At 53.8% G+C, this 15,389-nt stretch carries 10 protein-coding genes and 1 pseudogene; 2 read left to right on the forward strand and 9 right to left on the reverse strand.

Annotated elements, in window-relative coordinates:
• The first annotated feature begins 38 nt into the window (after positions 1-38).
• On the forward strand, positions 39-2,531 hold the full coding sequence (locus tag Q1Y74_RS00875) for a family 20 glycosylhydrolase (protein ID WP_300811806.1): 2,493 nt from the start codon (positions 39-41) through the stop codon (positions 2,529-2,531).
• A 134-nt stretch (positions 2,532-2,665) separates the two neighbouring features.
• Here Q1Y74_RS00875 and Q1Y74_RS00880 read toward each other — a convergent pair whose 3' ends face one another.
• Positions 2,666-3,946: an O-acetylhomoserine aminocarboxypropyltransferase/cysteine synthase family protein gene (locus Q1Y74_RS00880; RefSeq protein ID WP_300811807.1), complete on the reverse strand. Its 1,281-nt coding sequence runs from the start codon at positions 3,944-3,946 to the stop codon at positions 2,666-2,668.
• Between the two features lie 139 nt (positions 3,947-4,085).
• On the opposite strand from Q1Y74_RS00880, the gene Q1Y74_RS00885 reads away from it, so the two are divergent.
• On the forward strand, positions 4,086-5,090 hold the full coding sequence (locus Q1Y74_RS00885; RefSeq protein ID WP_300811808.1) for an N-acetylmuramoyl-L-alanine amidase: 1,005 nt from the start codon (positions 4,086-4,088) through the stop codon (positions 5,088-5,090).
• A 220-nt stretch (positions 5,091-5,310) separates the two neighbouring features.
• On the opposite strand, the gene Q1Y74_RS00890 is transcribed toward Q1Y74_RS00885, so the two are convergent.
• From Q1Y74_RS00890 to Q1Y74_RS00925, 8 genes and pseudogenes are all read right to left on the reverse strand, one after another.
• Entirely contained in the window at positions 5,311-6,762 is a 1,452-nt protein-coding gene (locus Q1Y74_RS00890; RefSeq protein ID WP_300811809.1) for a lipopolysaccharide biosynthesis protein, read from the reverse strand.
• On the reverse strand, positions 6,759-7,889 hold the full coding sequence (locus Q1Y74_RS00895) for a glycosyltransferase family 1 protein (protein WP_300811810.1): 1,131 nt from the start codon (positions 7,887-7,889) through the stop codon (positions 6,759-6,761). Before Q1Y74_RS00895 ends, Q1Y74_RS00890 begins: the two co-directional genes overlap by 4 nt.
• 74 nt (positions 7,890-7,963) lie before the next feature.
• The gene (locus tag Q1Y74_RS00900) at positions 7,964-9,094 is read right to left on the reverse strand and encodes a glycosyltransferase family 1 protein (RefSeq protein ID WP_300811811.1); all 1,131 of its coding nucleotides are present in this window, start codon (positions 9,092-9,094) and stop codon (positions 7,964-7,966) included.
• 7 nt (positions 9,095-9,101) lie between these two features.
• Entirely contained in the window at positions 9,102-10,571 is a 1,470-nt protein-coding gene (locus Q1Y74_RS00905; protein WP_300811812.1) for an O-antigen ligase family protein, read from the reverse strand.
• 16 nt (positions 10,572-10,587) lie between these two features.
• The gene (locus Q1Y74_RS00910) at positions 10,588-12,759 is read right to left on the reverse strand and encodes a hypothetical protein (protein WP_300811813.1); all 2,172 of its coding nucleotides are present in this window, start codon (positions 12,757-12,759) and stop codon (positions 10,588-10,590) included.
• Between the two features lie 27 nt (positions 12,760-12,786).
• Positions 12,787-13,578, reverse strand: a pseudogene (locus Q1Y74_RS00915) (TolC family protein).
• A gap of 66 nt (positions 13,579-13,644) precedes the next feature.
• Complete coding sequence (locus tag Q1Y74_RS00920) at positions 13,645-14,760, reverse strand: sugar transferase (protein WP_300811814.1); 1,116 nt, start codon at positions 14,758-14,760, stop codon at positions 13,645-13,647.
• 63 nt (positions 14,761-14,823) lie between these two features.
• The gene (locus Q1Y74_RS00925; RefSeq protein WP_300811815.1) at positions 14,824-15,183 is read right to left on the reverse strand and encodes a response regulator; all 360 of its coding nucleotides are present in this window, start codon (positions 15,181-15,183) and stop codon (positions 14,824-14,826) included.
• Positions 15,184-15,389: the final 206 nt, after the last annotated feature.

A 15,389-nucleotide genomic window follows, 5' to 3' on the forward strand; every position in this document is an offset into this window, starting at 1 on the left:
TCAAAAACTTGACGTATTAACCTTAAAATACTGATACCATGAGATTCAAGAAATTACCTTTGTCGGGCATCCTGTTGGTGGCGCTTTGCTGGTTGGCCGGATGCAAGACGGCCGAGCGGCCCCAGGCTCCGGTGGCTCTTGCCTGGGAAATGGGTGCTGTGGGGGTGGAACCCGGCTATTATGAGAACGCATTTATCCTCAAGAACATTTCCGACGCACCTTTGGCCCGGGGATGGAGCATCTATTTTTCGCAATTGCCTCGCCTTGTCAAGCAGGAGGAAAATCCTGCGGTACGGATTGAAGCGGTGAACGGCAACTTTTTCCGTATGTCGCCCACCGGCCGTTTTTCCTCGCTGGCGCCGGGCGATTCTCTGCGCGTCACCTTCCGTTGTACCTTCAAGGTTGACCGTAACTCCAACGTGCCCGAAGGTACCTATTGGGTGGCCGATGCCGACGGGCGTCCTCTGCCTGTCTCTCTGGATGCCCGTCCTTTGCCGCCGTCTGCGTCGGCCGGCCGTTATCCGGACGCTACCCTCATTTACGCCTCCAATCAGAAATTGCCCCCAACGGCATCTGCCGGACAGGCGGATATCTTGCCTGCTGTCAAACAGGTCGTTCCGGCCTCGGGGGTGGTCACGCTGGTGGGCAAGGTGGCGTTGAGATACCCCGAGGAGTTTTCAGGCGAAGCGGCCCTGTTGGAGGAGAAACTTGCTGCTTGCGGGCTGGAGATAGCGGACACCGCCGCTCTCTCCATCAGGTTGGAGCCGCTGGACAATCCCGCCGAAGCCGTCAACGATGAATACTATCAATTGAAGATTGCTGCGGGCGGCATCACCGTCAGGGCCGTGTCGCCCCACGGCATTTTCAACGGTACGCAGACCCTTCTTGCCATGCTCAAGGGCAGGCAGGCTCCCTATGAACTGGAGTGCATGACGGTGACGGACTACCCCGACCTTTCCTATCGGGGCTTGATGGTGGATGTGGCCCGAGACTTCGTGGGGCCGGCAGACATGAAGAAACTGGTGGACATCCTGGCTTCCTATAAGATGAATGTGCTGCACTTCCACTTCAGCGACGACGAAGGCTGGAGGCTGGAGATTCCCGGGTTGGAGGAGCTGACGGAGGTGGGAAGCCGCCGAGGACACACTACGGACGAATCCGAATGCCTCTATCCCGCCTATGACGGCGGTTATGACCCCGATGCGCCGACCGTTGGCAACGGCCATTATTCCCGCGAGGAGTTCATCGACCTGCTGAAATATGCCGCCGAACGCCACGTGCGTGTCATCCCCGAAATCGAATCGCCGGGACATGCCCGTGCGGCCATTGTCTCCATGAAGGCGCGCTATGCCAAGTATAAGGACAGTGACCCCGGCCGGGCGACCGAATTCCTGCTGAGTGAGCCGGAAGACACTTCGCGCTACGTCTCCGTGCAGTATTATACGGACAATGTCATCAACGTGGCCCTGCCATCCACCTACCGCTTCATGGACAAGGTGATAGGCGAGATTGCCGCCATGTATCGCGAGGCGGGTGTGCCGCTGACTACGGTGCATTTGGGTGGCGACGAGGTACCCAAAGGCGTATGGATGGGTTCTCCCCAATGCCGGAAGCTGATGGCGGAAAAAGGCATGACCGAGGCTCACGACCTGTCCGAGTACTTCCTCACCCGCATGGCCGACCTGGTGCAGGCCCACGGACTGAAGTTCGGAGGCTGGCAGGAAGTGGCCCTGGGACATACGGACGGGACGCACGACAAGTTGCGTCAGGCTTCCGGAGGAGTCTATTGCTGGAGTACGGGAGCCAAGAACATCGAGGTGGTCTATAACATTGCCAACAACGGCTACCCCGTTGTCCTCTGCAACGTGGGCAACTTCTACATGGACATGGCCTACAACGGACATCCCGACGAGCGCGGCCTGGATTGGGGCGGCTATGTGGACGAGGCCATTTCCTTCTCCATGCTTCCGTTCAGCATCTACCGTTCGCTGCGTACGGACAAGGCCGGGCAGCCGATTGACCTGGACAAGGCTTCCGAAGGCAAGGTGCGACTGACCGAAAACGGACAGAAAAACATTCTGGGCGTACAGGGCCAGCTCTTCTCCGAAACCATCCGTGGCTATGAGTGGGTGGAATACTGCCTCTTTCCCAAGATGATGGGGCTGGCAGACAGGGGATGGAACGCCCATCCGGCATGGGAGGCTTTGTCAGGCGTCCGCGAGGAGCAGGCGTTTGAACGTGCCCTGTCTCTCTATTACGATGTCATCAGTACGAAAGAAATGCCCCATTGGGCAAAGAACGGCATCAACTTCCGGCTTCCCTTGCCGGGATTGCAGGTGACGGACGGCACGCTCTATGCCAATACTCCCATCCGCGGGGCTGAAATCCGCTATACGCTGGACGGCACGGAGCCTACTGCCGCCTCGCCGTTGTGGACGGCTCCCGTCCCCTGCGACGCATCGGTGGTCAAAGCCAAAATCTTCTATAAGGGCAGAGAGAGCCTGACGATAGAATTAGGAAAGGAAAACTGAACATTCCCGAATAGCGGGTACAAATAAAGCATCAGCCGCAGCTTTCGCGGAAAGACACCGATGACTGATTCTCATCGTGTCGTCCGCGAAAGTTGCGGCTGAAATATGTTCTATGCCCCCGATGGGCAGTCTTGTCAGCTGTTCAGCGCCTGTTCAATGTCGGCAATGATGTCCTCGGCGTTCTCTATGCCGACCGAGAAACGGATGAGGTCCGGCCTTACGCCTGCTTCCATCAGCTGTTCGTCCGTCAGCTGGCGGTGTGTGTGGCTGGCGGGGTGAAGCACGCAGGTGCGGGCATCGGCCACGTGGGTCACGATGGCAGCCAGCTTCAGCGAATCCATGAACTTGATGGCCACGTCGCGTCCGCCCTTCAGGCCGAAGGTCACTACGCCGCACGAGCCGTTGGGCATGTACTTCTCGGCCAGGGCGTGATACTTGTCGCCCGGCAGTCCGCAATAGTTCACCCAGGCCACCTTGTCGTTCTTCGACAGGTATTCGGCCACGGCCTGCGCGTTCTTGCAGTGCTGTGGCATGCGCAGGTGAAGCGTCTCCAGCCCCAAGTTCAGCAGGAAAGCGTTTTGAGGCGACTGGATGCTGCCCAGGTCGCGCATCAGCTGTGCCGTGGCTTTGGTGATGTAGGCCATCTTGCCGAAGGCTTTCGTATAGGTCAGGCCGTGGTACGACTCATCGGGTGTGCACAGGCCGGGGAATTTGTCGGCGTGGGCGTCCCAGTCGAAATTGCCGCTGTCTACAATGGCTCCGCCCACACTTGTGGCGTGTCCGTCCATGTACTTCGTGGTGGAGTGTACCACAATGTCGGCTCCCCACTCGAAGGGGCGGCAGTTGATGGGGGTGGGGAAGGTGTTGTCCACAATCAGGGGTACGCCGTGGCTATGTGCAATGCGGGCAAACTTCTCGATGTCCAGCACTTCGAGCGTCGGGTTGGAGATGGTTTCGCCGAACAGCGCCTTGGTGTTGGGGCGGAAGGCGGCGGAGATTTCCTCTTCCGGGGCGTCGGGATTGACGAAGGTCACGTCGATGCCCAGCTTCTTCATCGTGACGCCGAAGAGGTTGAACGTGCCGCCATAGATGCACGACGAGCACACAAAGTGGTCGCCAGCCTGGCAGATGTTGAATATGGCATAGAAGTTGGCGGCCTGTCCGCTCGAAGTCAGCATGGCGGCCACACCGCCTTCCAAGGCGGCAATCTTGGAGGCTACCGCATCGTTCGTGGGGTTTTGCAGGCGGGTATAGAAATATCCGTTGTCCTCCAGGTCGAAGAGGCGGGCCATCTGTTCGCTGGTTTCGTATTTGAAAGTGGTGCTCTGATAAATGGGGAGCACACGGGGCTCTCCTTTCTTGGGAGACCATCCTGCTTGTACACAGATGGTCTCAGGCTTGAATTGCTTTGACATAGACTTGCTAATGGTTTATGATTGATGATGATAGGTTAATGCACAATCTGTTAATTAATTCTTTATTTTGTCGCAAAAGTAAGGAAAATAATGTAATTTTGTCCACCGTATGACGAAAATACCATTCAAACTTCGATTTATGGCCCGACACCTGCTCTTTTTGCTCTTGTTGTTTCTGCCTCTGGCTGCCCTTGCGCAGGGCGAGTTTGCTACTCCCAAGCGTGGCGAAGGCATATCTGCTTTCCTGATACGCAACGGCCGTCCAGGCAAGACTTATTATAACGAATTCCTGAAGCTGAACAAAAAACGGCTGCGCGGCAAGAACGAGTTACGTCTGGGCATCCGATACGCCCTGCCTCCCTTGCGCGACGGCAAGGGGAGCGGCGCTGCCACCACCTCTTCCACCCTTCGCGAGCCCCTCTTCGGCAAGGCGCTGGCCGACGTCAAGGTGACGGGCAGCCGCCTGAAGGGAGCCTGCTTCTACGTGGTGAGCGGACACGGAGGTCCCGACCCCGGTGCCATAGGCCGTGTGGGCAAGGTGGAGCTGCACGAAGACGAGTATGCCTACGACGTGGCCCTGCGGCTGGCCCGCAACCTGATGCAGGAGGGAGCCGAGGTACACATCATCATACAGGATGCCAAGGACGGCATCCGCGACGACCGCTACCTGTCCAACAGCAAGCGCGAGACCTGCATGGGCGATTCCATCCCCCTCAATCAGGTGGCCCGCCTCCAGCAGCGTTGCGACAAGATTAATGCCCTCTACCGCAAGGAACGCAGCCGCTACAAGTACGTGCGCTCCATCTTCCTCCACGTGGACAGCCGCAGCAAGGGCACGCAGACCGACGTCTTCTTCTACCACGCCCCCCGCAGCGTGCAGGGACAGCGGCTGGCCACCACGATGAAGAACATGTTCGAGTCCAAGTACGACCGTCACCAGCCCAACCGCGGCTTCCGCGGCACTGTCAGTGCGCGCAATCTCTTTGTGTTGCGCAAGTCCACGCCCGCTGCCGTCTTTGTCGAGCTGGGCAACATCCAGAACTCCTTCGACCAGCGCCGCTTCGTCATCAGCTCCAACCGCCAGGCCCTTGCCAAGTGGCTGATGGAGGGCTTCATAGCCGACTATCGGAAATCGGTTAAATAAGTCTTGTCTACCCTGCCTGTCAGGCAGATGAACGGTGAGGTGCGTCAGTTGCTTTGGCTGACATGTTTCTTTGACTTTACCTCCGAGCCTCTTTGCCGTTCCCTCCGAGCCTCTTTGGCATTGCCTCCGAGCCTCTTTGGCATCGGCTTCAAGCCGGATAGGGAGGGACTGTCTGCAAGACTTGTTTTTTTTATATGCCTACGAACTGTGAATCAGTGCTTTATGGCTTTTCCCCGATTTTGTTGTATAGGATGGAGAGGACAGGATATTCTCCCGTCAGATGCAGATATCCGATGACCGCCAGCAGGCTTAGGGCCGATTTGACGATGAGGCTGACGAGCAGCGGCCAGTTGCCGCATACGAAGGAGAAAAGCCAGAGCAATGCGGCAATGCCCACTCCGAGCAGGAAGGGAGCCGCCAGTTGCCGATAGAAGCGGTGGAGGCTGCACCTGAACAGGCGTCGGTAAAGCAGCCAATAGCACTGGACAAAGCAGGCCAGGCTTGCCACAACCATGCACACGGCTGTGCCGGACAGGCTTCCCCACAGGAAGATGCCGCACAACACGGAGGCCATGGTGGCCGCGGCGCCGAACAGGCCACAAAGGAAGAGCCCTTTCGTATAGCCGCCTGCCTGGTAGAAGGAGCCGGACGAGGAGAGTACCAGTTGGAAACCGACACTCAGCGAGAGGATGCGGAACAAGGGGACGGAGGCTTGCCATTGGGAACCGAAAAAGCAGATAACCCATTCGGGAGCTGAAAAGAAGAAGAGTGCGCTGAGAGGAAAACCGATGAAGGCCAGCAGGCGGCTGATGCGTCCGTTGACCTCTGCCAGGCGGCCGGCATCGTCGCGGTAGTCGCTCAGCAGCGGGTGCAGCACGGGGGTGATGACGTAAGTGACGTTTTGCAACGGCAGCGTCATCAGCCGGTAGGATTTCTCGTAATAGGCCAATGGCTGCATTCCCATGAATTTGCCTACCAGCAATTTGTCCAAATTCCGTGTGAAATAGCCTGTGGTGTCGAACAGAAACTGGTAGAGCGAGTAGCGGCCTATCCGTTTGAGGCTGTTGATGCCGGTTGTCCAAAGCCACTGTTGCGGATAACTTTTGAGTGCGGTCATATAAATCAGCAGGTTGGAAAGAAGCGGTTGCACCAGCAACGAGTAGATGCCCATGCCGGACAGGGCGGTCCCAATGGCAAAAATGCCTGTAACCGCTTGGATGGCCAGTGTGCGGCGGGCAATGTATCTGAATCTTTTTTCTTTGTAGAACAGCGTGTTGGGGACGACGGATGCGGCAGATAGAAACAGACTTGCCGACAACCAGCGGCATAGCGGAAGCAGGCGCGGGTCGTGATAGAAGGCGGCGGCAGGCCCCGCGAGGGCAAATACCAGTGCGGCCAACACTCCGCCTATCCACAGAGTGGCCATGTAGATTTCGTTGATGTCGCGGTTGCCCAGCTCTTTGTGCTGGATGATGGCTGACGCTATGCCTGCATTGGCCAGCACGCTGAAGAACTGAATAAGTACCGTGGCTATGGAAACAGTACCGAAGTCGGACGGGGGCAGCAAACGTGCCAGTATGCCCGTCACGGCCAGAGAGATGAACAGACCTGCATATTTGGACAAGGCGGAATACATCACTCCCGAAAACAGTTGGTGTTTCAGGTTCGTCATATTTTCGATGCTGTAAGATAATTCATTACTGTGCACATTTGATTCTTCCAGGAAAGATGACTGATGGAAGAACGGATTTGCGCAGGTGTCAAGGTTTGTCGGCGCACAAATTCGAGCAGTGATTTGAGGTCTATGGGTGATTCGTCGGCAGGTACCCGCAGTACGTATGGCATGAGCTCGAAGTCGGCATCGTGTTCAGAGCAGACAAAGGCCAGTCCACGGGCGGCATATTCGCGGTTTTTCAGTGTCTTCAGGCTGAAAATGCCGCTACGATGGCGGCCCAGGCTACCCACGGCCAGGTCGGCCTGGCAAAAGAGGTTGTCAAGTGCCGTATCGTGCAGGGGGCCGTGAAGAATGACATACGGCTCCAGACCATAACGGCGGATGGGGGTCAGAATATCCTCTTCTTCCCGCTTGCCGCTGAACTCGCCGGCCAGGTGGAAATAGACTTTGCATGTGGGAGTACTTTGGTAATATTGGGCCAATCCGTGTATGAGCCGGTCGTAGCCGTGCCAGAAGTGTATCTCGGCAACGGCTACAAGGTGTACTTCATGATTGAGGTCGTGTCCTGTGGCGGTATGGAGAGGCAGGGCGCTGAAATCGATGCCATTGGAGAGACGCAACGTTGGTCGGCCAAAGAGGGTGGGGTGGTCAGAATAGGTAATCACGACGTCCATATACCGGCAGAAGGCATGACGGAAGAGACGGTCTGTCAGGAGCTGTATCTTTTCCTTTGCCGTATGGTACTCACCGTCGTAGGGATAGGTAGGTATCTCCAGCAGCAACCGTATGTTGAGTCGTTTTAGTCCCTGGGCCAGGCGGATGGTAAAAGGATTTGCATTGTGGAAAGAACGGATATAGACAGCGTCTATGCCGGCGCTTTCTGCATAGCGCAGCAATGGGCTGAAGTCCATGCGTTTGCGCAGTTTGTCCCGCCAACCATGTCCCAGGTCGGCCAGCAGTTGTCCGTTTACCATCCACATCCGTTGCCCCGAGGGATTCACGTCGTAGTAGCAGAGGTGTACGTTGGCGCCACATTCCTGAAGCGCCTTTACCTGGTAACCTATTTTCTTGCTGATGCCGTTATACTTGCAGAATCCATGAAAAATGATGAAGAGTATGTTCATTGAGGGGAGATGGTTGAATGGTTAAGGGATGACTGATGGTCTGGCTTGCAAATCTGGAGCGGAAAAGGTTCATTTTAACTTCCAATGGAGGTGCCGGCCGCTGCATAGGCTTTTCGCAATTCGTCTGCGGCTTTTTCCCACGAGAACAGGTGCGCCCTTTTGAGGCCGTAAGTTTTCTGCCGGTCGTACAAGGCGGCATCGGTTTCCAGATGAAGCAAGGCTTGGGCTATGTCTTCCGGGCTGTAAGGATTTACCGTTAATGCTTCCTGGCCTGCAACTTCGGACATGGCAGAAGTCTGGCTGGTAATCACCGGTGTGCCGCACGCCATTGCTTCAAGGATGGGAATGCCAAAACTCTCGCGGAGTGACGGGTAGAGGAAAACGTAAGCTGCATTATAGAGATGTACCAAATCGGTTTGGGGTATGTAGTCCGAGCAGTAGATGTGGGCTGCTATATGTCCGACATTCAGGCGCTGTAACACGCGCTTCATCTGCTGGTGGTTCATGTCGGCTACCAGAAGGGGGCGTTTTTCGGCCGAACGTTGAAGGTAGAGGCCATAGGCCAGCAATACATTCTCCACGTTTTTTTTAGGGTCGGTATTGCCCAGGAAAAACAGGAAATCGGTGTCGGGAGTGTATTTGTTCAGTATGCACGCATCCGCTACCAGCGGCTTGAATCCGGTGTTACAGGCATTGTAAATGACCTGTACTTTCTTGTCGGGCATGCCCGTTGCCAAACAGATTCGCTCCTTTTCATAATGGGATACTGTGATGACTTTCTTGCAACGTGACAGGATGCGGGGGACAACGAAACGGCGGTAGAGGCGTCCTGCTTGTTGGTAGAAAGATGGGCTTCTGCGTTTCGCAGGTTCCAGGAAAATAATGTCGTGAAGGGTCAATGTCAAAGGAACGGAACAGAACAGAGGAGCGGTATTGGATGTACAATGCAGCAAATCAGGTTTCAGCCGCTTGACCGCAAGCGGCAAGGCTACCTGTTCCCAAAGGAGGTAGGACGGACAGGAAAGCTCGATAATGCTCAGGTTGCCTTCCGCAAGGAGGCAACGGTCGGGACCGGGGGCTACAATGACATGATATTCGTTTCCGTCGTTCCGCTTTTGCAGATGACGGAGCAGTTCCAGTGCTACGAAATCCATGCCGTGCTTGTTGAGGCGGAAAAGTCGTTGGGATTCTATGGCTATTTTCATACGTTTTCTATTTGTTGGAAGGAGAGGAGGATGATGGGGTCATTTGACGGTCCAGATATCGGCCGTTCATGACAAAGGCCAGCATGGCTCCTGTCAGGAAGTTGGTTGGCGGCATTCCCGGTGTGTAGGCCGCATAGCCGCTGATAATGGTTCCGAAAGCAGTGCATGTCAGGGCTGCCAGTGTCAGTCTCAGTTGCTTGTCCTTAATTTGGAACAGTACAATGTAACAGCCGTGCAGCAATACCACGGCATTGATGAGCAGATAGAGTATCACTCCGATGGGGCCTGTCTGTATCCAGATGGATACCATATAGGAGTCTGCGGGTAGGGTGCCTTCTGTATAAGTATCGCCTTCCTGCCACAGTTTGGGGATGTCTTCCGATATGCCCACTCCCCAGGGATGGTCTTGCAGATAGTTTGCTATCTCCTTGCGGTTTTCCAGGCGGACATTGTAGGAACGGTCTTGCGTCGGATGAAACGCCGTACGTGCCCTGCGTATGGATAGATTGCTGTTTCCCAGGTTTGTCAGGGCCAGTAGGGCAAACAATGTGATTCCTAACGTGGCGGTGGTGAAGAAGACTTTGATGTTCTTGGATAGCAGACTGAAAAGAATCAGACCGCTAAACGGGATGACCAACGCTCCACGGGTGCCGGACAGCAAAGTGCCAATCACTCCCATAACGGCAACTGCCAGATAGAAAATGGCCAGCTTGCGGTTGCGGGTGTTGAATCCGACCAGTGAGAATACGGTGGCGACCATAGCCATGTTGGTGCCGAAGTTGGCGGCATCAGAAAGCAGTGAGAAATAGCGTATGCCGCTGCTGATGATGTGCGTACGGGCCATGCCTTGTACATAGAGCAGGTAGTTCTCGGCGTTGTCAAAGCCGTAGAACCGTTGCCAAAGTAGTTTTAGAAAAACTGTAATGGTAAGAATCCCCCACAGCACAAGACCGTTGCGCAGCATCCGTGGACTGTCGGACAACATGGAGGCAATGATGTAGATGAAGAACGGCCCCAGAATCCATCGTCTCAATCCTTCTACAATCCCTTCGGCATGAATGCCGGGATTGAGAAACTGTAACAGTACAAATGCAATCCAAATGGCATAGCTGACGGTCAGTGTATTGACTGCATTCTTCAACCGGATTGTATCTTTGTTGCGCCGGGCCGAGAAACCGATGGAAATCATGATAAATAGCAGCAGAATGTCCAGTACGACACTCAGTCCGGTAATGCCGCTGTAACGCATGATGGCTATGAAATAGTAGACATAGACGGCATAGAACATGTAGCAGACGCGCGGATTCAGCAAACCGTAGCCGATGGCTGCCATACCGACTGGCAGTAAGGTGATGATGGCGGCGGCTGTCAGATTCTGGCAGACAATGGCGCATACCAGTCCGATAAGTGCGGCAACCGGCAGCCAGTAGACCGGCAAACGTAGTGACTGTCGGGATGGTATGAGGGATATGTTCATGAATGTTCTGGTTTGGTTAGCACTGTTTTATTTCCGGCTGTTGGGCAGTCAGTCCAAGTTGGGATATCCGTTTGAATAATGTGCGCAGTCGGGATGTGGGGGGCAGTTCGTCAGTGAAGGTTTCCACGACTTCACGGCCGGCATTGTTCAGGCAGAGCATGAAAGGCTTGTCTTTCAATGTGTCTTTGAGTGGAATGGTCATGGTATTGTCGCTACTGTTCCACAAACGGCGTGCGTTGGCCACCAGCAGTGTGGCGTTTGCTTCCTGCATGGCTGTGAGAGGGAGCGTAGCCGTGCTGTAAGCCGGGTATTCCACCAGAATGATGTCTGCCTCCGAGCCTTCCTTATCGGGCGTCCAGAAGTCGTTGAGGGCGGTTGCCAGCACATATTTCCTGCCGACGGTTTCAAAGTCGGTTCCGTGCATTGCCAGCTGCACGTTCAGCCCTACGCTTCTCCAGTATTCCATGAGCCATGTGGCGATGGACGTTTTCCCTTCCTGCGGATAGATACTCAGCAGATTGATGATGGTTGTTTTTCCCGGCTGCATGTATTCGCTGAGACGCCGGCAGGTATAGGCGGCAGCAATGCGATGGCATTCTTCCAGATACTTGCGGTATCGGGTGCGGTTATCGCCGTTGAAGGCGGCAACGACGGGCAATCCGCTCAGGCGTCTGCTCCGATAGGGGTCGCGCAGTGTATGGTCGAGCAGTTCTATCAGCAGGAAGTAAGCGGTGATGAATATCAGGCTTCCGGCAAAGGCGGCAAAGATGTACATGGCACGTTTGCGGCCATTGTCGGTTATAGGAAAGTCTGGAGGGGCCACAGTCTGCAGGTTGCTTGAGCTCATCTCGATGTTTTTCAGACGCAGGTTGGCGTTGGCCAGTCCGCTCAGTTGGGTGCGGTAGTTGTCTTCGGCAATGCCCACGGCTCTTTGTTTCCGTCCTACCTGGGTCCCGATAGGCGACATGTGACTGTATTGCCCTGATATTTCCTGTTGTCTCCGTTTCAGCACTTCCCACTCGGCCTTGGCTTTGGCTTCGTTTACCAGAGCGGCCAGCCATTGGTCAATCATGCTTTCGATGCCAACACCTTCTTTGGTGAAGTTGGAGGCGTTCAGGGTGTCCGAGATACGTACAATGTTGTTTTCGGCCTGTTTCAGTGCCTTCTTTTCGTTTTGTAATTTGCCGTTTTGCGTTTGTCTGTCTTCGGCAATGAATATTTCCTGTTCCATGATGTTCTGGTTCAAGGTACTAACCTTGTTCAGCTCTTGTATCAGGTTGGTATTCTCGCGGATAATCTGGGCACGGATGTCCATCTTTTCTTCCAGCATATTCCGCAAGGTTAACGCTCCCTGATAGGCCCGTTCTGCTTCTTCCACACGGTCGTCCACCTCATAGCGGGTGCCTGCCAGTGACTTTGTCTCTTCGTTGTAGTTGATGACCTTTTCCTGCACATTGTAGTTCATCAGTTCGTTTTCCCTTTCGTCCAGCACTGTCTTGGCGGCATTCACTTCCTTCTGGAAGTACTCAATGACGTCGTTGGTGGACTTGTACCGCAGGTTCTCGTATGCCTTGATTAGCTCATCGGTTAGTATGTACACAGTCTGCTGGGTGATGCTCGGGTCGGCCGATGTATAGGCAATTTCTAGAATGTCGCTGTTGCTCACCCGTTTCATTGTTATATTTTCGAGGGCTGTTGCGCTGTAAAATTCAACCGGACGGTTGAATAAGGCATAGACAAAGTTCTCGGTGTTGGACTTGCGGTATGCGGTCAGGTTGGCCAATGTCTTTTCGGCATTCTGCCTGTCTACCAGCGCCAAGACTTCTTGGGGCGTAATCTCCAGCAGTTCGAGGTAATGTTCGGCCTGTATGTAGGGTGTGTCTTTCTTCGGATTGCCGTAGGTCAGTGCGTTGGCCAGCAGCCGCATTGACACCTTCTCCAGTGTGCCGCGTGAGCGGCCTATGTTGATGAGGTTGTCAAACGTAGAGTTTATTACACTGAAATTGATGGAAGCGCCATCCAGCGAGGTAGAGTTGGTGATGCCGGCATAAAGACTGCTCTTTACCGTATAGCTATAAGGAAGAAAGCGGGTGAAGTAGGCCACCAGTGCGGTGGTTGTCAGGCTTCCCACAAGCAGCCAGTAACGGATGCGGTAGAAGAATTGAGATATGAAAACCAGGTTGTCCATATAGATGATTGTTGTAGGAAGGGACCTTTATTCGTCCTTGATGATTTTTATGTTGGTAAGCAGTTCAAGCCGTATGATGGAGTTGTGCAGTTCCACGCGGCTCTGTTCGTAGATGGTGACGGCATCCGCCCGTCGGGCTCGTTCTATGGCCAGTGAGGCGATGTCTATTTTTCCTTGGATGAAATTATATTCCGAGATTTTCATCTGTGCGTTGTAGAGGGCTGCCGTTTCGGCTTTGGCCTTGATTGTTGCCAGTTGTTCGGTTACGGTATTGTAGGCTTCCAGAATTTTCAGCTTCCGTTCCTCCATTACTTCCTCTTGGGCATATTTCAGCTGCTCTATCCGTTTGCGGTATCCTTTCTGTTTCAGAGGGCGGTTTATCAGGTCGCCGAGTGAAATGTTGACGCTGGCTCCGATGTTGAAGTTATGTTGGGCGCTGTTTACACTGCTTTGGTACATGGGCGTATATTCATTGCTGTTGTTGTTAAGCAGATTGTAACGTCCGTAGCCATACATGCCGTGCAAATGGATGAAGTTTCACCAGTCGCGTTTTTGCAGTCGGTATTCGTTTTCTATCTCTTCAGTTTGTGATTGGGCCCGTTTTACCGTGGCATTCTCGGCAACGGCAGCCAGGAACATGGATAAAGGGGGCAGTTCCACATCCTCCAGGTCAGAACGGTATGTGTCTGACGTAGTGCCTGTTGTTTCCTGCGGTTTGATACGCTCTTCTGTCTCCTGTCCGTAGGCTGTTGCCATTGGCGTAAGGGTGCAGGCCACAGCCATGAACAGGAAGCCTGTTATGGTATTGAAATGTTTCATGATTTGTCTATAAATGGAGTTAAGAGGGGGGGGGAGATGTAGACCGGATAAGGCCGGGTGACGGTTTTATTCTTTTTGTACAAATGCGGTCACCGTTTTGCAGAGGATTTTCAAATCCATGCCTGGTGAGAAATGTCTGGCATATCGGATGTCCAGTTGTTTGCGTTCCTCGGCAGACATCCGGTCCGATTCGCCTCGTTTCTCTACCTGCCAAAGTCCTGTCAGGCCGGCGGGTGCCATGAAGCGGTCTATGCTGGCATCATCAGTCAGCAGTTCGGCTTCATAGAGCGGCAGGGGACGGTTTCCCACGATGCTCATGTCACCTTTCAGTACATTGAACAACTGGGGTAGTTCGTCTATGCTGTATTTGCGCAGGAAGTGGCCGGTTCGGGTAATACGCGGGTCGTGGCTGATTTTGACAAACGCCTGCCGTTCTTCTTTTTTCTTTAGGTATTCTGTTTCGCTGACGACTCCCTGGTCCGATACCAGCAGTGTCTGTCCGTTGTCTGCCGATGGCGTAAACCTCTCTGTCTCCTTTCGTGCAGTGCGGTAACGGTTCTGTCCGTCCAGTTCCTTCAGTTGTTGGTCGGCATGGATTTTCATGGAGCGGAATTTCAGAAAAGTGAAAACGCGGTAGTTGCTGCCCACCCGTTGCGAACGGTAAACTATGCTGCCTTTGCTCTCCAGTCTGATGGCTATGGCCACTGCGGCAAACAGCGGCAGACAGGCCATGATGGCCAGGCAGGAGAAAACGATGTCGAATGAACGTTTCCACAGCGGCAGATGAAAGACGGGAAGCGGACTGTGGCCTGCCGTCGTGCTTTCTGCACGCCTATCGAGAAATTTGGCCAGCGTGTTCAGCACCTCTGTGTTTTCGTTAGGGCGCAGAACGTTGTTAATGCCAGCTTTCAGGTAGGCAGTCTTTTCTGCTTCGGGCATGGGACCGGACACCAGAATGATGTAGGCGTACGGCAACTGTTTGTGCAGATAGGCTATTTCGAGCAGGTCCTGTCGGCTGTCATGGCGTTCGTACAGCAGCGTTGTGGGGTACAGGTTGCCCGTGTGTCTCACCGCCTCTATTGCCTTTTGGCCGGAAGATACGCTGTCCAGTTTGCCATGCCCCAGCGGACTGAGGTGGCTTGCTGCAATTGGGTCGGTTCCGATATATATATAGTTGTGCATGAGCGGTAGTCTTTAATTGGATTCCTTTTTTTGTTGGACCTTTTGAATAAGTGGTTGATAAGTTTACATCAGTCTCTTCACTCTCAATTTCAGTTCCATGGGGTTGAAGGGTTTCAGAATATAGTCTGAAGCGCCGGCCTCGAACAGCCGGATGCGTTCGGAACTGCTCTCTTCGGCTGAGAGTACCACTACTGGAATGTCCTTCCAAAGTTCATTGCTTTTCAGATAAGTAAGAAATTCATTGCCGCTGATGTGTGGCATGTGGATGTCTGTTATAATCAGTGAGGGAATGTTGTTGCCATTCAGCCATTCCATAGCTTCCAGGGCGTTTTCACAACATATCAGTTCATTCTCTCCGCCCAGATAGATGGAGAGTACTTTGCCTATGGAGGCTTTGTCATCAACTAATAGTATTCTTTTCATTTTTTTATGTCTGCTATTGAGGGGGATTGTTTGACTACGGTTCCGCCTTTATTTCTGTGGCGGCTTGCATCGTTTTACGATGGTCTCAAGGATACCGATTGCGTTGCTGCGTGCCCGTTAATCAAACTGTTTCTTTTTGAAGGAAGTGGGTACGCATATTCATTCTTTATCAGTCTGGTCGCTCGGTCAGGTTACATGAATTCATC

The organism is uncultured Bacteroides sp., from assembly GCF_949298305.1.
Taxonomy (GTDB): domain Bacteria; phylum Bacteroidota; class Bacteroidia; order Bacteroidales; family Bacteroidaceae; genus Bacteroides.